The 18785-nt window shown below is 64.3% G+C and carries 18 protein-coding genes; 5 read left to right on the forward strand and 13 right to left on the reverse strand.

The window, feature by feature from the left end; all coding sequences use genetic code 11:
• The first annotated feature begins 52 nt into the window (after positions 1 to 52).
• On the forward strand, positions 53 to 760 hold the full coding sequence (locus J3O30_RS01750) for a glutathione S-transferase family protein (RefSeq protein ID WP_207582607.1): 708 nt from the start codon (positions 53 to 55) through the stop codon (positions 758 to 760).
• A gap of 56 nt (positions 761 to 816) precedes the next feature.
• Here J3O30_RS01750 and J3O30_RS01755 read toward each other — a convergent pair whose 3' ends face one another.
• The 5 genes from J3O30_RS01755 to J3O30_RS01775 all read right to left on the reverse strand — a co-directional run bounded on the left by J3O30_RS01755 (position 817) and on the right by J3O30_RS01775 (position 6286).
• Positions 817 to 1236, reverse strand: a complete 420-nt coding sequence (locus tag J3O30_RS01755) for a GFA family protein (protein ID WP_207582608.1) — start codon at positions 1234 to 1236, stop codon at positions 817 to 819.
• Positions 1237 to 1350: 114 nt separating this feature from the next.
• Positions 1351 to 2883 (reverse strand): carboxypeptidase, encoded by a 1533-nt coding sequence (locus tag J3O30_RS01760; RefSeq protein WP_207582609.1) that lies wholly within the window; start codon positions 2881 to 2883, stop codon positions 1351 to 1353.
• Between the two features lie 202 nt (positions 2884 to 3085).
• Positions 3086 to 4384 (reverse strand): MFS transporter, encoded by a 1299-nt coding sequence (locus J3O30_RS01765; RefSeq protein WP_207582610.1) that lies wholly within the window; start codon positions 4382 to 4384, stop codon positions 3086 to 3088.
• Entirely contained in the window at positions 4381 to 5058 is a 678-nt protein-coding gene (locus J3O30_RS01770) for a FadR/GntR family transcriptional regulator (protein ID WP_207582611.1), read from the reverse strand. Before J3O30_RS01770 ends, J3O30_RS01765 begins: the two co-directional genes overlap by 4 nt.
• A 316-nt stretch (positions 5059 to 5374) precedes the next feature.
• Positions 5375 to 6286, reverse strand: coding sequence for a pirin family protein (locus J3O30_RS01775; protein ID WP_071084535.1), 912 nt, complete (start codon positions 6284 to 6286; stop codon positions 5375 to 5377).
• A 247-nt stretch (positions 6287 to 6533) separates the two neighbouring features.
• On the opposite strand from J3O30_RS01775, the gene J3O30_RS01780 reads away from it, so the two are divergent.
• Entirely contained in the window at positions 6534 to 7346 is an 813-nt protein-coding gene (locus tag J3O30_RS01780) for a class II glutamine amidotransferase (protein ID WP_207582612.1), read from the forward strand.
• 6 nt (positions 7347 to 7352) lie between these two features.
• Here J3O30_RS01780 and coaBC read toward each other — a convergent pair whose 3' ends face one another.
• The 3 genes from coaBC to J3O30_RS01795 form a co-directional block, all read right to left on the reverse strand.
• Complete coding sequence (gene coaBC / locus J3O30_RS01785) at positions 7353 to 8558, reverse strand: bifunctional phosphopantothenoylcysteine decarboxylase/phosphopantothenate--cysteine ligase CoaBC (RefSeq protein ID WP_207582613.1); 1206 nt, start codon at positions 8556 to 8558, stop codon at positions 7353 to 7355.
• 128 nt (positions 8559 to 8686) lie between these two features.
• Complete coding sequence (locus J3O30_RS01790) at positions 8687 to 9436, reverse strand: SDR family oxidoreductase (RefSeq protein WP_207582614.1); 750 nt, start codon at positions 9434 to 9436, stop codon at positions 8687 to 8689.
• A gap of 79 nt (positions 9437 to 9515) precedes the next feature.
• Complete coding sequence (locus tag J3O30_RS01795; protein WP_207582615.1) at positions 9516 to 10280, reverse strand: SDR family oxidoreductase; 765 nt, start codon at positions 10278 to 10280, stop codon at positions 9516 to 9518.
• A gap of 125 nt (positions 10281 to 10405) precedes the next feature.
• Between J3O30_RS01795 and J3O30_RS01800 the strand changes: the two genes are divergently transcribed.
• The 3 genes from J3O30_RS01800 to J3O30_RS01810 are packed head-to-tail and all read left to right on the forward strand — an operon-like array spanning position 10406 to position 12967.
• Positions 10406 to 11311 (forward strand): LysR family transcriptional regulator, encoded by a 906-nt coding sequence (locus J3O30_RS01800; protein ID WP_207582616.1) that lies wholly within the window; start codon positions 10406 to 10408, stop codon positions 11309 to 11311.
• A gap of 25 nt (positions 11312 to 11336) precedes the next feature.
• Complete coding sequence (locus tag J3O30_RS01805; RefSeq protein WP_207582617.1) at positions 11337 to 12584, forward strand: MFS transporter; 1248 nt, start codon at positions 11337 to 11339, stop codon at positions 12582 to 12584.
• Entirely contained in the window at positions 12581 to 12967 is a 387-nt protein-coding gene (locus J3O30_RS01810; protein ID WP_207582618.1) for a VOC family protein, read from the forward strand. The genes J3O30_RS01805 and J3O30_RS01810 overlap by 4 nt, the downstream gene beginning before the upstream one ends.
• A gap of 25 nt (positions 12968 to 12992) precedes the next feature.
• Here J3O30_RS01810 and J3O30_RS01815 read toward each other — a convergent pair whose 3' ends face one another.
• The 5 genes from J3O30_RS01815 to J3O30_RS01835 are packed head-to-tail and all read right to left on the reverse strand — an operon-like array spanning position 12993 to position 18776.
• Positions 12993 to 14654, reverse strand: coding sequence for a urocanate hydratase (locus J3O30_RS01815; protein ID WP_207582619.1), 1662 nt, complete (start codon positions 14652 to 14654; stop codon positions 12993 to 12995).
• A 54-nt stretch (positions 14655 to 14708) separates the two neighbouring features.
• Positions 14709 to 15038, reverse strand: coding sequence for a TfoX/Sxy family protein (locus J3O30_RS01820; RefSeq protein ID WP_207582620.1), 330 nt, complete (start codon positions 15036 to 15038; stop codon positions 14709 to 14711).
• A 3-nt stretch (positions 15039 to 15041) separates the two neighbouring features.
• Positions 15042 to 16139, reverse strand: coding sequence for a DUF917 domain-containing protein (locus J3O30_RS01825; protein WP_207582621.1), 1098 nt, complete (start codon positions 16137 to 16139; stop codon positions 15042 to 15044).
• Complete coding sequence (locus J3O30_RS01830; RefSeq protein WP_207582622.1) at positions 16120 to 17400, reverse strand: Zn-dependent hydrolase; 1281 nt, start codon at positions 17398 to 17400, stop codon at positions 16120 to 16122. Before J3O30_RS01830 ends, J3O30_RS01825 begins: the two co-directional genes overlap by 20 nt.
• Positions 17397 to 18776: an amidohydrolase family protein gene (locus J3O30_RS01835; RefSeq protein ID WP_207582623.1), complete on the reverse strand. Its 1380-nt coding sequence runs from the start codon at positions 18774 to 18776 to the stop codon at positions 17397 to 17399. Before J3O30_RS01835 ends, J3O30_RS01830 begins: the two co-directional genes overlap by 4 nt.
• Positions 18777 to 18785: the final 9 nt, after the last annotated feature.

The raw sequence follows: 18785 nt of genomic DNA on the forward strand, positions 1-18785 counted from the left end.
CATCTGCACATTGATCGCGTCCAAACGGGCTCAATTCTGAAAGGAACGATTGATGTCACCCATATTGTTTTACGGCGTCCCGGAAGGCTGCTCCTTCGGCTCGATCGTCGCGCTGGAATGGTCCGGCCTGCCCTACCGGCTCTGCCGCGTCGAGATGCCGGAAATGGTCTCCAGCGAGGAATACCTCAGGATCAACCCAGTCGGCGAAACGCCGTCGCTGTTGCTTGAGGATGGCAGGGTCATCAGCGAAAGCATGGCGATCCTCCAGCATATCGGCGCCCGCGCAATCGGCAGCGGTCGGGGTTTTGCGCAGGGGTCGGAGGATTTCGATCGCCTGAACCAGATGCTCGCCTTTCTCAACACCAGTTTCTTCAAGGCTTTCGGCCCGCTCTGGTATGCCTTCGAACACCCGCTGGAGCCGCAGCAGAAGCAGGCGCTGGCGGCCTATGGCATCGCCGCGGTCGAAAAGGCCCATCATACGCTGGAACGTCTGCTTGATGGCCGCGAATGGCTTCTCGGCAACGGCCCGAGCCTGGCCGACGCCTATTTCGTCGGGATCGCCCGCTGGAACGATTTTCACAAGGTCGTCGACCGGCAGCAGTTTCCCGGCCTGCATCGCCTCTATGAGCGCATGCAGCAGCAGCCGGCCGTGCGTTTCGTCCAGGCGATCGAGCACCGGCAGGAGGTTAAAAGCAGTGGCGGTTTCCTCGGCGAGGTCGATCTGACCGAAGCGCTCGGCCTGTTGAAGCAGGCGGCCTGAACCCGGTGGCCATCGCATCTCAGGGTGCGATGGCCGCTGCCCGAATAGTCTGCAGCCTAAACGTCCTTGCCGCGTTGGTCCTCGCGATCGGATCGTGGCAGCGGCTCGATATTCTCCACCCAGGGCAGGGCCGACCGGCACCATATCTGTTTCCTCGGTTTGAGGTCTCGCCGCTGATCGATGCCGCCGACGCGGATGCCGATCGCGCCGCCGTCGCCATCGGTGCGATAGAGCGGCGAGCCGCAATTCGGGCAGAAGAATTGACGGCTGAGGCGGCCGCTGTCGCCATATTTGCTGTAGCTGCGCGGTTCACCTGCTATGAGCGCGAAGCTTTGCGGCCGCGCCGGTGCGGTGATGCGATAGGCGGAGCCCGTCAGCCGCTGGCAATCGGTGCAATGGCAGATCGAGACCCGCTCCGGGTCGATTTCCGCCTGATAGCGGATCGCCCCGCAATGACAGCCTCCGGTGATATGCATCGGCAAGTCCTCAAAGCATGTCGCAAAAGTGTACCGCGGTTTTGCGACGAAGACATGCGGAAAAACAAAGACCTGAAGCGTGGGCCAAGCGAATCTGAATGATCGCGCCACGCTTTAGTCTGCCGGCTGCGCGGCCGGGCGTGTGGCGTAGAAGGCCTTGGCATCCGCCGTGAAGGCGGCCCGCTGATCGGCATTCGTGTAGAACATATGCCCGCCGCGATAAAGTTTCAGCCCGACGCGGCCGTCGGTGAGCGAGGGCGGCAGGTGGTCGACCACATAGCGGCTGACGCCGTAAGGCGTCACCAGATCGCTGTAGCCATGCGCGATCAACAGGTGGAAGGCCGGGTTTGAGGCGAGCAGCTGCCGGATGTCGTCGGTGGCACTCGCCTGGAGGCGCGATCCGCCGCCGCGCCCGCCGCCCCATTCCCAGCGCCGGCTGATATCACTGTCGAGCAGCGAATAGGTCATCTCTGTTTTGAAGCCGAGGGCGTTGCGGGCGTAGTCGGCAAAGGCGCCGCCATAGGCGCGGGTGAAGCCGTCGAGGATGGCGTCGTCGCCCCGGTCGTAATCCGATTCCGGATAGGGATCGGGGGTGGCAAAGGCGGCGTCGTAGGGGCTTGTCACCGTGCCGCGGCCCGAATCCGAGTGTTTGACGAAGGAATTGCCGAGGAAGCCGCGGTTGCGAGTGACGATATCCTCGGGGATGCCCGTCAGCCCTGCGATCCTGCGATAGAAGGCGGCCGCCTCGGCGCCTGTCGGCGGCGGACCGGCGAGCGTCGTCAGATAGTCGCCCAGCGCGAAGGTTTCGGCCTCGCGCTGCTTCTCTTCGTCAAAGGCGTTGTGCCGGTCGAGTTCGGCTGCCGCCAGCGACGGCAGCTCAAGTGCTGCGCCGAGCGCGAACTGGTCGGCATTGAACATCAACTGTCCCTCAAGCAATGGCGAAAGCATCACCGCGCCGGCGACGATGATGCCCTGGCTTTCCTGCAGCGTCGAAGCGACCTTGGCTGCGCGGAAGCCGCCGTAACTTTCGCCGAGAAGATATTTTGGCGAATTGGAACGGTTGTTGTGCGCGGCATAGAGCGCGATCGCCTTGGCAATGCTCTGGGCGTCTGAGTTGACATTGTAATAGTTGGAGGCGTCGTCGATCTTTGCGGTCCGGCTCCAGCCGGTGCCGATCGGGTCGATCAGCACGAGATCGGTGAAATCCAGCCAGCTTTGCGGGTTGTCGACCAGTTTCGCATGGGCGCCGTCACGGGCCTGAGGCCCGAAGTCGAGCACCTCAGGCCCGACCAGCCCGAGATGCAGGAAGGCGGACGCCGCACCCGGCCCGCCGTTGAAGGCAAAGGTCAGCGGCCGGTCCGGCCCTCCGTCTTTCGCGACATAGGCGGTGTAGAAGATCGCGCCGGTCTGCGCGCCGTCCTGGCCGAAGAGATCCAGCGTGCCGGCGGTTGCAGTATAGGCAATCTTTCGGCCGCCGATCGTCAGTTCGTGCTCGGTGACGGAATCGGCCGGCAGCAGCTTCAGCACGCCGTCGCGCGCACCGCTCTCGACATTCGCCCGGCCTTCGCCGTTTTCCTGCGCGGGGGAAAGGCCAGGAGCCAGCGACGTCGCAAGCGCGGCAAGCAGAAACAGAGTTCGTAGGCGCAAGATGTCTTCTCCGGCGGTGGATAATGCGGGCTGAGATAGCGTAGCATCCGCCGCCGGCGACCGGCATCAAGAGATGGTGATGGGCCGGTGAGGGCTCAGCTAGAGCATGATGCCGAAAAGTGTGAGCGGTTTTCGGACGACATCATGCTCTAACTCTTTAATTTAGAACAGGATTCAGATTTTAGGCCGACCGGGCCTAAAATCATCCTGTTCTAGCCTTCTCCACCGCATGGACGTTGATCTCGACCGACCGGCCGGCCTTCCAGCCGTTGATCGCGGCTCCGAGCCCGAGCGCGACGAAGAGGGCCGCACACCAGGAAAAGCTGCCGGTCCAGTCGCGGATGAGCCCGACGATAAGCGGGCCGATGGCGGCAAGCAGGTAACCGACGCATTGCGCCATGCCGGAAAGATGGGCGGCGACATCGGGATCGCGCGAGCGCAGCACGATCGTCGTCATCGCCGCCGCGATCAGCCCGCCTTGGCCGATGCCCTGCAGCACCGCCCACAGCCAGACGGTCGACAGCGGCGCAAACAGCAGGCCGAGCAGGGCGGTGACGGCGACACCGCAAAGGCTCGCATTGATCAGCCGCTGGTCTTTGCCGCGCACGGCGATATGCGGGACGATGAGGCAGGATGTTGCCTGCACCATTACCGACAGCGAGACGATCGCCCCGGCGGTGACGCCGTCGAGGCCGCGTTCGCGCAGGATCGGAACCAGCCAGCCGAAGACGCAATAGGCAAGCGCCGATTGCAGTCCCATGAACAGCGTCACCTGCCAGGCGAGCCGGTCGCGCCAGAGGCCCTCGACGCGGAAACCGTTTCGCCTGGCCTGCCTGCCGCTGCGCAGAACCTGCGGCAGCCAGAGCAGGCTGACGATCAAGGCGGGTAGGGCCCAGGCGGCTAGTGCGCCCGCAAGAGAGCCGCCGAGCGCGTGTTCGATTGGCAGTGTCAGCCCGGCCGCACTGGCCGCACCGGCGCAGAGCGCCATCGTGTAGAAGCCGGTCATCAGCGCGGCGCGCCCGGCGAAATCCCGTTTCACCAGCCCCGGCAACAGCACGTTGCCGACGGCAATGCAGGCGCCGGCCAGCGCAGTGCCGATGAACAGCAGCGGCACCGAGGAAAACCCGCGCAATGCAGTGCCGAGGGCCAGAAGCAGGATAACGCCGAGCAGCGTGCGTTCCGTGCCGAGGCGCTGGGCAAGACGCGGCGCCAGCGGCGAAAAGGCGCCGAGACAGACGACCGGAAGCGTCGTCAGCAGGCTGGCGCCAAGCGCGCTGAGGCCAAGCTCCGCGCGGATTTCCGGCAGCAGCGCCGAGGCGCTCGAAAAGACCGGGCGCAGGTTGAAGGCGATCAGCACCAGGCTGGCGCCGAGCAGGAAGCGACCTGCGGCGCCGCGCACCGGTGTTGCCTGTGGCGGTGGCAGGCTGCCGGCCTCGGCGTCGATCAACAATTCGTCGGTCGCGTCAAGCGCGGTGATGGCATCGGTGGACGGTGTGGTCATGACAGGATCATCCGGTCGAGGGCGGCAAGAACCGGCGCCATGAAGCGGCGCACCGCCGCGTCCGCTTTGTCGGGATCGCCGGTTTCGATGGCGTCGACGATATCGGCATGCGCTTGCATATCCGGTTCGGGAATATCCCTGCCGAGTGTGGCGGCGATGGTATCGGCGATCGAGGCCGAGAAGAAATCGTAGATCTCGATCATCGCCCGGTTGCCGGAAGCGGCGATGACGGCCTTGTGGAAGGCAAGGTCGCGCTCGATGAAGGCGGCCTGGTTGCCGCCGTCGTAATTGCCGCGTTCGGCAAGCAGCCGGCGAAGCTCGGTAACCGTCTCCGGTCTTTTGCGCACCGCCGTCAGCCGGGCGGCTTCGACGTCGAGCGCCAAGCGCGCCTCGAACTGGTCGCGCAGGCTGGCGCGCCGCGCCATCGTCAACGGCCGGCCGGCATCGCTGGTCGCGCGCACATAGGTTCCCGAACCCTGGCGGGTTTCGAGATAGCCTTGGGAGACCAGCACCCGCACCGCCTCGCGCACCGTGCCGCGGCTGACCGACAGCATGGCCGACAGCGAGGCTTCGTTGGGTAATTTCTCGCCGACCGCCCAGCGCTTGCCGAGAATGTCGCTGCGGATCGCCTCGACAGCGTCATCGGCGAGATTGGTCCTGCTGATTGCGTGCATCCCACTACTCATAAAGTCATCAGATGACTTTATGAGTAGTGGGATTTCGATTATCCGTCAACGGTCTCAAATCAGGGCAATAAAAAAGGGCCGCCTCGGCGACCCTTTCCATGAGTTTGGCCTCAAACGGGCCCGGACTGTCTATGCAGCCCCAGGAAGGCGGGGATTAGTGCGAGGGCTGCCTCGCTTTCATCAACTCTCCCATGCCCGTTAAGAGGTCCGAAATCTCATTAGACATTGGATCACCTTCCTTTCGTTCTGTTGCTGATAGCTCAAAGGTAGGCCGATTCTTCGCAGATGCAAGAGAGAAATGCGATCAATGCGCCGCCTTGATGAAGGTGCCGTTCTGCAGCTCGCGCATCGCCTGCATGATTTCCTCGCGCGAATTCATCACGATCGGGCCGTGCCATGCGACCGGCTCCTCGATTGGCTTGCCTGATACAAGCAGGAAACGGATGCCCTGGTCCCCCGCCTGCACCGTCACTTCGTCGCCGCTGTCGAAGACCACGAGCGTGCGGTTGCCGGACATGTCGCGAATGTTCAACTCCTCGCCGTCGACTTCCTTCTCGACGCGCACGCCGAAGGGTTTCGACGCATCGCGAAAGGTGCCGGAGCCGGCGAAGATATAGGCGAAGGCGTTGCGGTAGGTGTCGACCGGCAGACGCTTCTTCTTGCCGGGCGGCACCGAGACGTCGAGATAGATCGGCTCGGCGGCGACGCCGTCGACGGGACCGGCCTTGCCCCAGAAATCGCCGCAGATCACCCGCACGGCCGTGCCGTCATCATCGACGACGACAGGGATGTCGGCGGATTTGACGTCCTGATAGCGCGGCGCCGTCATCTTCAGCGAGGAGGGCAGGTTTGCCCAGAGCTGGAAACCGTGCATGCGGCCGGCGAAATCGCCCTTCGGCATTTCCTGGTGCATGATGCCGCTGCCGGCCGTCATCCACTGAATATCGCCGGCGCCGAGCAGGCCACGGTTGCCAAGGCTGTCGCCATGCTCGACGGTGCCGGCAAGCACATAGGTGATCGTCTCGATGCCGCGATGCGGGTGCCATGGGAAACCGCGAATATATTCCGCCGGATTGTCATTGCGGAAATCGTCCATCATCAGGAACGGATCGGTCATCGCAGGATCGCCGAAGCCGAAGACGCGGTGCAGCTTCACGCCCGCGCCTTCCATGGTCGGTGTGGCGGTACTTTCATGTTTGACGGGTCGGATCGACATGGCGTCCTCTTGAAGGTTCAACTTGGCGGCAACTATAGCGGCCCGGCCGCCAAGCGCGAAGCCTGCCCAGCGGACAACGCAGTGTTCACAAAAGAACACAGGCTTTCGCCGAATTTGAACATCCGAGGCGCCACGAAACCGTCATCTTGCGCTTGCAAACCGGCGGCGCGTTAAGCTGTTATTAGCCGCGACGTCAGACAATTTCAGCATGCCCGCCGATGCGGCGGCGGGTCGGAGCAAGAAAGCCATGTGTCGCTGGGCAGCCTATCGCGGAGATCCTCTCTATCTCGAGGAGCTGGTATCCTCGCCTGCCCATTCGCTGATTGAGCAGTCCCATTGCGCCACCCGCGCCAAGACGGCGACGAATGGCGATGGCTTCGGCATCGCCTGGTATGGCGACAGGCCGGAGCCCGGCCGCTACCGTGATATCCTGCCGGCCTGGTCGGATTGCAATCTGAAGAGCCTGGCGCGGCAGATCCGTTCGCCGCTCTTCCTCGCCCATGTCCGCGCGGCTACAGGCGGCGGCACGCGCCGCGACAATTGCCACCCCTTCACCCACGACACCTGGTCCTTCATGCACAACGGCCAGATCTCCGGTTTCGAGCGCCTGCGCCGGCCGATGGAGGCGATGCTCGACGACGAACTGTTCAATGCCCGCGGCGGCACGACCGATTCCGAGTTGATGTTCCTGCTGGCGCTGCAATTCGGCCTGCGTGAGGCGCCGGTGGCCGCAATGGCTGAAATGGTCGGCTTCGTCGAGGATCTGGCCGAAAGCGTCGTCGGTTCGATCCTGCTGCGCTTTACCGCCGCCTTCTCCGACGGCAACACGCTCTATGCGATCCGCTATGCCACCGATCGCAAGGCGCCGACCCTCTATGCCTCACCTGTCGGCGCCGGCTATTGCCTGGTGTCCGAGCCGTTGAACGACGATGGCGATGCCTGGGCCGAAATTCCGAATGGCAGCGCCGTTACCGTCAGCAAAAACGGCATCGACGTCGCCGACTTCCGGCCGGGAAAGCGAAGTGCAGCCAAGCCGCAGCGCGTGGCTATTCCCGCATAAAGCGCTTTAGCGGAAACTTTCGGCGATCAGCGCCGCCAGCCTTTCGGCAACCTCTTCCTTCGCCAGATCAGGCCATTGCTCGACGCCGTTGCGGCGTATGAGTTTGACGCTGTTGCGGCTGCCGCCCATGATGCCGGTGGCCGGAGAGACGTCATTGGCGACGATCAGGTCGGCGCCCTTGCGCTCGAGTTTCGCCTTCGCATTGCTTTCCACATCTTGTGTCTCGGCGGCAAAGCCGATCACCAGTTTCGGCCGCATCGTATGATGGCCGACGGTTTTCAGGATGTCCGGATTCTCGGTCAGCGCCAGCGTCGGAATGGATTCGCCCGGATGTTTCTTCAGCTTCTGGTCGGCGGCCGAGGCCACTCGCCAGTCCGCCACCGCCGCGACCATCACGGCGATATCGGCCGGCAGCGCCGCCAGCACGGCATCGCGCATTTCTTCCGCCCGCTCGACATGGATGACGTTGACGCCGACGGGATCGGCGATCGTCACCGGCCCCGAGACCAGCGTCACCTCCGCCCCAAGCCTGGCAAGGGCTGCGGCGATCGCATGCCCCTGCCGGCCGGAAGAGCGGTTGGCGATGTAGCGCACCGGATCGATCGGCTCGTGCGTCGGTCCCGACGTGACTATCGCCTTGCGTCCCTTGAGCGGCTTTTCTCCGTCGTCGAGCATGGTTTCGGCGGCCGCGACGATCTCCAGCGGTTCCGCCATCCGGCCGAGCCCCGCCTCCCGGCTCTCCGCCATCTCGCCTGCCATCGGCCCGACGAAGCGGACGCCGTCGTCCCTGAGTCTTGCCGCATTGCGCCGCGTCGCCGGATGCGCCCACATGCGGGGGTTCATCGCCGGTGCGGCCAGCACCGGCCTCTCCGTCGCCAAAAGCACGGTCGAGGCGAGATCGTCGGCAAGCCCGTTCGCCATCTTCGCCAGCAGGTCGGCCGTGGCGGGGGCAATGAGCACGAGGTCGCAGTCGCGCGCCAGCCGGATATGGCCGACATCCTGTTCGTCTTCACGCGAAAACAGATCGAGAAAGACGTGGTCCGCCGCAAGCGCGCCGACGGCCAGCGGCGTGACGAATTCCTGGGCGCCGTTGGTCATCACCGGCCGCACGCTGGCGCCGCGCTCGCGCAGCCGGCGGATCAGATCCAGGCTCTTATAGGCTGCGATGCCGCCGGAGATGATGAGGAGGATGCGTTTGCCGCTGAGAGCCATGGCTTTCTACCCGTCGCCTTTTTTTCGACCCTAAGCCTTTGGTGGACAACATGCAATCGCGGGACGGCACATCGCCGCGCTCGGCCGGTGCCGCCCCGTTCATGACGTCAGCCGTCATTCTCGTGGGCTCAGAGGTTGCTCATCCCGCCGTCGATGATGAGTTCGCTGCCGACGATATAGGCGGCCTCATCGGAGGCGAGAAAGACGATCGTCTTTGCCACCTCGCCCGGGTTGCCGAAGCGGCCGACCGGGATCTGCGACTGGATCTCAGCGGCCATCGCCTTGGATTGGGCTTCCGAGCCTCCAAGCTTGCTGTAGAGCGGCGTGGCGATCGGGCCCGGACTGACGGCGTTGACGCGGATGCCGCGTCCGATGAGTTCGCCCGACAGCGTCTTGGCAAGCGTCAGCAATGCACCCTTCGTCAGGGAATAGACGCTGGAGTTCGGCATGCCGATATGGGCGTTGATCGAGGTATTGAGCACGATTGCGGCCTGGCTCGAAAAGATCGGCAGCAGCGACTGGATCAGGAAAAACGGCCCCTTGACATTGATCGCCACCGACTTGTCGAAGGCGGCTTCGCTCCACTGTTCCAGTGGCCCGAATTCGGCGACACCGGCATTGACGAAGAGGATGTCGAGCGTGCCGAAAGCTTGCTTCACCGTATCGGCGACGGCCTTCTGGCCGGCCGCATTGCCGGCATCGGCCTGGATGACGATCGCCTTGTCGCCGAGTTCGCTACGGGCGGCTTCGACGCTTGCGGCGCTGCTGCCGGTAACGACGACACGGGCGCCTTCGGCAATGAATTGGCGGGCGGTTTCGATGCCGATGCCGCTGGTGCCGCCGGTGATGATGGCTGTCTTGTTCTGCAGACGTGACATGATGACGTTCCTTTGATCGGATATTGTGGCCGGAGAAGGCGCGCTTTCATCCGGCGAATTGGGGAGCGCTTGGCTTTCGTCAGGTGCGGGTGATCGACGCGCCGCCATCGACCAGCGCGGCAGTGCCGGTGACGAAACTCGCATCGTCGGAGGCGAGGTAGAGAACCGAGCGGGCCAACTCCTCGGGAGCTGCGACACGCTTCAGCGCATGCAGATTGGTGATGAAGGTCTGCTTGTCGGATGTATCGTTCATCTCCCGATACATGTCGGTATCGACGGCGCCCGGCAGGATGGCATTGACGCGCACGCCCTGCTGTCCGTATTCGGCCGCGAGCGCCTGGGTCAGGCCGATCAGGCCGGATTTGCTGGCGGCATAGGCGGCGACGCCGGGAAAGGCGAAGCTGTAACCGACGAAGGTCGAGGTGAAGATCACCGAGCCGCCGCCATTCCCCACCATTTCGCCGATCTGGTGCTTGGCGGCGAGGAAGGAGGCGGTCAGATTGATCGCCAACGCATCGCTGAAGCCTGCTTCCGAAACGCCGGTGCTCGGGCCGGCCTCGCCGAGTGTGCCGGCATTGTTGAAGGCAATGTCGAGCTTGCCGTAATGGGTCACGGCGGCCGCGACCAGCGCCTTGTGATAGTCTTCCGACCGGACGTCGCCGGCCACGGCGACAGCATCGCCGCCTTCCGCCTTGATCTCCGCGACGAGACTGTCGAGTTCGCGCTCGCGGCGGGCGCCGACGACGACCTTGGCGCCCTCAGCGGCGAAGAGCTTTGCCGTGGTGCGGCCGATGCCTGAGCTTGCGCCGGTGACGATTGCGACCTTGTTGTTCAAACGGTTCATGGTCTCATTCCTGTTCTTGATCCGAGGCGGCCCCTGCCGTCCCTTCCGTTGAATGGAAGATGGCATTTTCCGTTCGTTCGGATTAGTCTCCAGATCATGGAATTCGAATTCGGAAAAGCCGAACGATGATCAGAATCGAAGGTATAGCGGCTTTTGTCGCCGTCACCGAGGCAGGCTCGGTCAGCGAGGCCGCCCGGCGGCTGCGGCTCTCCAAATCCGTCGTCAGCGAAAGGCTGGCCGAGCTGGAGAAGTCGCTCGGCGGCATGCTGCTGCACCGAACGACGCGCAAACTCACCTTGACCGAGGATGGTGCGGTCTTCCTGGAGCGGGCCGGTCGCATCGTCCGCGAGATCGAGGAGGCTGCCGCCGACATGGCCGAGCGGCGCGGAACCCTGTCGGGGCCGATCCGCATTGCTGCACCCGTCACCTTCGGCCGCATGCATCTCGGCCCGGCGCTTTATCCCTTCCTCGCCGAACATCCGGAGATCGAACTGACGCTCGATATCGACGACCGGCGCGTCGATGCGTCCTCGGACGGCTACGACGCGGTCATCCGCAACGGCCCGATCGCCGATAGCCGGCTGGTCGCCTGGAAGCTCACCCGCAGCCGCCGCCTGCTCTGCGCTTCGCCGGATTATCTCGCGCGGGCGGGAATGCCGGCGTCGCTGGCGGATCTCAGCAGCCATCGCGGCATCTTCTACACCAATCGCGGCGTTGCCGACTGGCGCTTCCAGACGCCCGACGGTGCGATCGTCGTCCGCGCAAAACTGGCGCTCGGCATCAACAATGGCGACATGCTTCGTGACGCTGCGATTGCCGGTCTCGGCATCGCGCTGCTGCCTGCCTTCATTGCTGGCCCGGCGATCCGCGAGGGCCGGCTTGCCGAAATCGATGTCGGCCACAGGCCGGAGGCCGAATTCATCTATATGGCCCATCCAGAGGGCCGCAATCCCTCGGCCAAGCTCCGCGCCATTGCCGATCACTTGAAGAAGAGCTTCGGCGATCCACCCTATTGGGATCCGGCGGGTTAACGCATGAATTCCAAGGCTCATCAGGATGAACATATGCCGCCGTCAGCGCATGCCGCAAAAGACCGTGATCGCAGCAGAAAAGCATTATTTGACGCGCGACTCCGCCGCCTATCGCCGCGCCAGTCTGGCGCTTTTCCTCTCCGGCTTTTCCACCTTCTCGCTGCTCTATTGCGTCCAGCCGCTGCTGCCGATCTTCTCGCAGGAATTTGCCGTCAGCCCGGCCGAAAGTTCGCTGTCCCTCTCGCTCTCTACTGGCTTCCTGGCGGTCGCCATCATCTGTGCCGCCGCGGTTTCGGAAGGTGTCGGCCGCCGCAGCCTGATGGCGCTATCGCTGGTCGCCGCCGCATTGCTGACGATTGCCACCGCCTTCGCTCCGGATTGGCACCTGCTGCTCGTCATCCGCGCCCTGCAGGGCCTCGTTCTCGGCGGCGTGCCCGCCGTCGCCATGGCCTATCTCGCCGAGGAGATCGACCCGCGCGGCCTTGGCGCCACGATGGGCCTCTATGTCGCCGGCACGGCCTTCGGCGGCATGTCCGGCCGCGTACTGACAGGCATCTTCGCCGAATATCTTACCTGGCGCCCGGCGCTTTTCATCATCGGCGCCATCGGCCTTGCCGCCGCGCTCGGCTTCATCGCCCTGCTGCCGCCGTCAAGAAATTTCGTCCGCCGGCCGGGCTTCGACCTCAACTTTCATCTCAAAGCCTGGCTCGGCCATCTCAAAAATCCGGCGCTGCCCTTCATCTTCGCCGTCGCCTTCCTGGCGATGGGCTCCTTCGTGACGATCTACAACTATGCCGGTTTTCGCCTGGTGGCGCCGCCCTATGGCCTCAACCAGACCGAACTCGGCCTGATCTTCACCGTCTATCTCTTCGGCATCGGCGCTTCTTCGATCGGCGGCCTGCTCGGAGATTGGATCGGGCACTTTCGCGTGCTTCTCTTCAGTCTGGCGCTCACCGCCGCCGGCAGCGCGCTGACGCTGTTTGCCCCGCTGCCATCGATCATCCTCGGCATCATCGTGCTGACGACCGGCTTCTTCATGAGCCACTCCATCGCCAGCGGCCTTGTCGGCAAGCTGGCGCATGGCACCAAAGGCCACGCCTCGTCGCTCTATATGCTGGCCTATTATGTCGGCTCCAGCCTCATGGGCTCGGCCGGCGGCTGGTTCTTCGCAGTGGAAGGCTGGGCCGCCGTCGTTATCTTCACGCTTGCCATGCTGGCGCTGGCCTTTATCTCCGCCTGTGTGGCGCAACATTTCGCGAGGAGCAGAGCATGATCCGCATAGACCGTCTCGACCACCTCGTGCTCACCGTCGCCGATATCGAAACGACCTGCGATTTCTATTCCCGTATCCTCGGCATGTCGGTCGAGGTGTTCGCGGGAGACCGCAAAGCCCTGAAATTCGGCCGCCAGAAGATCAATCTGCACCAGGCCGGCCACGAATTCGATCCCAAGGCGAGACATCCGACCCCTGGTTCCGGCGATCTCTGCTTCATCGCCGAGACGCCGCTTGCCGACGTCATCGCCCATCTGCAGGCGTCGGGCGTTGTGATCGAAGAAGGGCCCGTCGAACGCACCGGCGCCACCGGACGTCTGCGCTCGGTCTATTTCAGGGATCCCGACGGCAATCTCATCGAAGTTTCAAATCTGATCGACTGACGCTCGATTTGGCCAATACCCCGACTCAACCAAGCTGAATATAGGGCACGTCCTTCTTCGCCACCTCGTCCAGCGCTTCCTCGTAACCGGCATCGGCATAACGCATGACGCCGAGGGCGGTGTCGTTGGTCAGCGCGTGGTCGAGCCGTTCGTCGGCGCCATCCGTGCCGTCGGCGATGACCGTGACGCCGCAGCTCGTCATGTAGCCGGCATAGCCGCCGCCGCCGGAATGGACGACGACGAGGTCGGCCATCGAGGAGCAGAGCATCATCGCATCGATCAGCGGCCAGTCGGCGATCGCATCCGAGCCGTCCTTCATCCGTTCGGTCATGATATTCGGATGCGCCATGGCGCCGGCATCGAGATGGTCGCGGGAGAAGGCGACCGGGCCTTTGAGTTCGCCATTCGCAACCAGCGTATTGACGCGCCGGGCGAGTGCCGTGCGTTCGCCGTGGCCGAGCCAGGCAATGCGCGCCGGCAGCCCTTCGAATGGCACATGCTGGCGCGCCAGCCGGATCCAGTTGGTGATGATCTTGTTGTCGGGGAATAGTTCCAGCAGCAGGTCGTCGATGCGGGCGATATCGCTCTCCTCGCCCGACAGCGCCATCCAACGGAACGGCCCGATCGCCCGGGCAAACAGCGGCCTGAGATAGGCTTCGGTGAAGATCGGAATGTCGAAGGCATTGGTGACGCCGCCCTCTTTCGCCTGGGTGCGGATGAGGTTGCCATTATCGAAAACTTCCGAGCCCTTCCTCTGGAATTCCAGCATCGCCGTCACATGGTCGACGATCGAGGCGCGGCTTGCCGCCATCAATTGCCCCTGGCCGTCGTCGCGCAGTCCCCTGACCTGCTCGAGGCTCATGCCCTTCGGCACATAGCCATAGACGAGGTCGTGTGCCGAGGTCTGGTCGGTGACGATGTCGGGCACAATGCCGCGCCGGGCAATCTCCGGATAGACCTCGGCCGCATTGCCGACGAGGCCGACGGAAAGAGCCCGCTTCTCCTTCACCGCCGCATTGATCATCTGAAGGGCGCTATCGAGATCGGGTGCGATTTCCTGGAGATAGCCGATCTGCTGGCGCTTGCGGGCCCGTTCCGGGTCGATATCGACACAGAGGATCGCCGCCCCTGCCATGCGACCGGCGAGCGGCTGTGCCCCACCCATGCCGCCAAGGCCGGCCGTCAGCACGAAGCGGCCGAGGAGATCGCCGCCGAAGCGCCGCTCGGCAATGCGCATGAAGATCTCGTAGGTGCCCTGGATGACGCCCTGGCTGCCGATATATTGCCAGGCGCCGGCCGTCAGCCCGCCCCAGCAGATCAGCCCCTTGCGCTGCAGCTCGTAGAACACTTCGGCCTTAGCCCATTGCCCGACGATGTTGCAGTTCGCCATGATGACCAGCGGCGCTTTGGCGTGAGTTCGAACGAGCCCGATCGGCTTGCCGGACTGGATGAGCAGCGTCTGGTCCTCCTCCATCTCGGTCAGCGCCTTGACGATGCCCTTGTGCGCCGCCCAGTTGCGGGCCGCCTTGCCGAGCGCGGCATAGACGATCAGGTTTTCGGGATCCTCACCGACGGACAGCACGTTTTCGAGCAGCCGCAGCAGCGCTTCCTGCCGCCAGCCCTTGGCACGCAAGTCCGGCCCGCCGGGAATGGGAAATTTCGGATGACGTGGATTGGCCTTCGGCATCGTGGATTCCTCGTTGGTTATCCTCCCTTCTTCCCAGGCGAGAAGGGAATGGCGTTATTTGCCCGGCAGCGATTCCACATAGGCGAGCGCCGCATCGAGCAAACGCCGTCTGAGCGCATCGTCGCCGTAGACCGCAGCCGTCGCCCGCACCCAGCCCTGCATCACACGCTCGCCCGAAAGCATCTGGATGACGCCCGGCAGCGCCAGCGCCCAGCCGTCATTGCCTCGGCCGAGACGGACCAGCATGCCGTCACTGCGCGCGCAGCAGAGAAGATTGCCGTTCAGCAGGAAGGCCCGGCCGCCGAACATCGATTTTTCGCTGAAGCCAGGCCGATCGCCGAGTTCCTCGCGCAGCAATTCTTCCAAGCCGGGATCGCGCGTCATGGTTCAGGCCTTCGTTTCCAGTGCATAACGGGCGATCTCGATCCCCATCGCCTTTTCGACGACGGGATAGACTGTGGGATCGAGCACGCTTGCCGACAGCGGTATAAGTTCCTTTGGAACATGCAGGATGAAGACATGCATGCCCTCCTTGAGCTGGCCGACGCTGAGCGGTTCGCCCTCGGTTGACAGGGTAGTAATGACGGCGGGGAAGGTGGCAAGCCGCATGCCATCCGCATCGTCCACCGCCATATATTCATTCATCACGTACAGCCTCACCGATTTTTCGCCCGGACCGACGGTGATCGTGCCGATGTCGAAGGCTTCCTTGGTGTAGACGACGTCCTTGCGGGTGATGATGCCCTCGGCGAGGATATGCCCGCCCGTCGTCTTGCAGATGGCGTCGATGACATCAGATCCGCCCTTCCTCTCCGCCGCAATGATCGCCTCGCCGAGCGCAAGCGCCATCGAGATGCCGCCGAGTGCGGCATGGCTGCGCACATAGGAGGCTCTCAGCGGATTGCGGCAGCTGGCGATGAAGCCGCCGGATTGATCGGCGGCGGCGCGCAGCACCGGCGAGATCTTCGCGGTCGCGCCCTTGACCATTAGTTCGATATAGCGGTTCTCGGACCGATTGCCGCCGACGGCGGTCTGGATCATCGGCTCCGGTGAGCCAGCCATGCCGATCGAGCCCATGTCGCCTGTGGGGTGCGCACGGATATCGCCGACCGCGTCGACCACCTTGGTGCCGAGGATTGCCGACGGCAGCCAGCCGTTCAGCGTCGAGGATTTGCCGTTCTGGCCGATGATCAGCCCGGAGAGCCTTTCGCCCAGCGCCTCCTGCAGGAGCTGCACGGCCTTGACATAATCGATGCCCTGCATCTCCCAGGGCGTGGTCGAGGCCGGCGCGCCAATCGCCGCCGCCGTCGCGATCCAGTCCTCGTCCTGCAACTCGTCGATCGAGACCAGCTCCGGCTTGCCGATAGTGACGGCCGCCAGTCCGAGCATCCGCCCGTGATCGGCCCAGCCGCCGCCGCCGGCGGCATAGACGGAGCCGCCCTTGACGGCCGCTTCCACGTCCTTCTCAACCAGTATGCGTCCCATCCGGCTTCTCCTGGTTCGAATTTCTGTCCATCTCGCGCACCGCCTCGAACAGCACGGCGGCGCCGAGCGCGATGTCGTCATTGTCAGCCCATTCGTCGGGGCAATGGCTGCGGCCGTCCCGGCAGGGCACGAAGATCATCGCCGCTGGCGCCACCTTGGCGATCCAGGCCGTATCGTGCCCTGCGCCGGAGGCCATGCGGCGATGCTTGGCGCCGACGCGCTCGCAGGCGGCCTCCAGCGTCGACAGCAGCCCGGCATCACCCGGGGTCGGCAGATTGTCGGACACCCGGTTCGGCGCCTTGATCGTCACGCCATAGGCGTCCGCCAGCTTTTCGACATGGCCGTCGAGCCAGCGGCAGAAGGCCTCCATGTCGGCGCGGATCTCCGCGCGGCCATCGATCAGCAGCACCACCTTCGACGGCACGACATTGGCCGCATTCGGCTCGATCCGGAACTCGCCGACCGTCGCGGCGAAGTGCCCTGGTGTTTTGGCAAGCTCGGCGGCGGCGTTGCGGATGTCGAGCACCAGCTGCGAGGCCGCCGCCAGTGCATCCGCCCGCCGGTCCATCGGCGTCGTGCCGGCATGGTCGGCCCGCCCCTCGACAGTGATCTCCAGGCGGGTGATGCCCGAGATCGCGGTGACGATGCCGATATCGGCTTTTTCGGCCTCGAGCACCGGCCCCTGTTCGATATGGAGTTCGAGAAAGCCTGCCAGATCGGGCCGCTTCTGCTGCGCCAGAACGTCTGGACTGCCGCCCACCTCAGCGATTCCCTCGGCAAGCTCGCGTCCGTCGCTGATGCGCGAAAGCCAGGCTTCCGGCAATTGCCCGGTCATCCCCCGGCTGCCGATGCAGGATACGCCGAAGATGCTCACCTCCTCGGCAAGGAAATCGACGATCTCCAGATCGTGGTCGAGCTCCAGGCCCTGATCGTGCAGTGCCCGCGCTATCTCCAGTGCCGCGATCACCCCGGCAATGCCGTCGAAGCGGCCGCCATCCGGCACCGTGTCGGAATGCGAACCGACCATGATCGTGCCGAGCCAGGGTTTGCGGCCGGTGCGCCGGCCGATCAGATTGCCGGCGGCATCGATCCGCGTTTCCAGTCTTGCCGCCTTCATCCGCGCTTCGATATAGGCCCGGCCTTCGAGAAAGAGCGGCGTGAAGGCCCGCCGCGTCCACGGATGCCCCGGCTCGGTGATTGCGGCCAGCGCCTCGATATCTCCAGCGATCCGGCCGGCATCGACGGGAAGATTACGGCTCATGCACCGGCTCCCGCGATAACCTGGCGCGGCAGCGGCCGCACGAACCGTCCGGTGCGGGGCTCGGCGAGCACCTTCCCGCTCTCGGCGATCTTTTCGCCGCGCAGATAGGTGGCCGCAACGGTCCAGGGCAGGCGGATCCCATTATAAGGGCTCCAGCCGACGACGTTGTTGCCGCTTGCCGCGGCGTCATAGACGCTCTCCCGCGGCTCCAGCACGACGATATCGGCATCTTTGCCGGGGGTCAGCGCGCCCTTGATATGGTCGAGCCGGAAATGCTTGGCCGGGTTTTCCGCCATCAGCTTGGCTGCCCAAGTGAGCGGAATGCCCCGTTCGACGGCGCCTTTGATGAAAAGCGGCACCATCACCTCGAGACCGGGAACACCGGAGGCATTGGCGAGCATGTCGGGATTGGTCTTGCGGTTCTCCGACCAGCTGACGTGATCGGTCGAAACCAGCCAGACATCGCCCTTCGCCACTTTCCGCCAGAGTTTTTCCACCTCGGCGCGCGGCCGTACCGGCGGATTGATCTTTGCCTTGCCGCCGAGGCGCTGCACGTCATTCTCTTCGTCGAGCGTCAGATAATGGATGCAGCATTCGACCGTCGCGGCAAAGCCGTCGCGGCGATAGGAACGCGCGATATCGTAGCCGCGCCCGAGCGAGCAGTGCACCACATGCGCCGGGCAGCCGGTCGCAGCCCCCGTCTCGAAGATCGTGTGCATCGCCAGGAGTTCGGTGATCGCCGGCCGCGACAGGCCGTGCGCCCGCCAGTCGGTGATGCCGCTCGCCTTCACCTGCTCCATGTAGGTGCGCACCGCCTCGTCGTCCTCATTGTGCACGCCAGCCGTCAGCCCCGTCGGCGCGATTGCCGCAAAGCAGGCGTCGAGCAGAGCCGGCGGAATGCGCGGAAAACGCTTGGGGTCTGTGCCGAAGGTCGAGAATTTGAACGCCGCAACGCCTGCTTCGACCATCTCGGCAATCCGCGCGGCGCCTTCTTGCGGATCGACCGTGCCGTAAAGCGCGAAGTCGACGCGCGCCTGCGGGCTGGCATGGTCGATCTTCCGCTTCACCGCCGCGGCCGAGCAGACGAGATCGCCCTCGTCATAGGGCATGTCGACAATGACAGTCACGCCGCCGGCGGCTGCCGAGCGCGTCGACCAGATGAAATCCTCCTGGTCTTTCTGGGACAGCGAATGGACCTGCGCGTCGATCGCGCCGGGCAGGATCAGCGCTTTGCCGAGCAGATGCCGCTCGCGCGCCGCAGGCGGCACGCCGAGGCCGACCTCGGCAATGCGGCCGTCACGCACGGCGACATAACCCGCTTCGACAATGCGGTCCGGCAGCACCAGCGTGCCCTGCAGAACGAGATCGAAGTCCATGACGCTTCC

Origin of the sequence: Rhizobium sp. NZLR1 (assembly GCF_017357385.1) — a bacterium.
Lineage (GTDB): Bacteria > Pseudomonadota > Alphaproteobacteria > Rhizobiales > Rhizobiaceae > Rhizobium.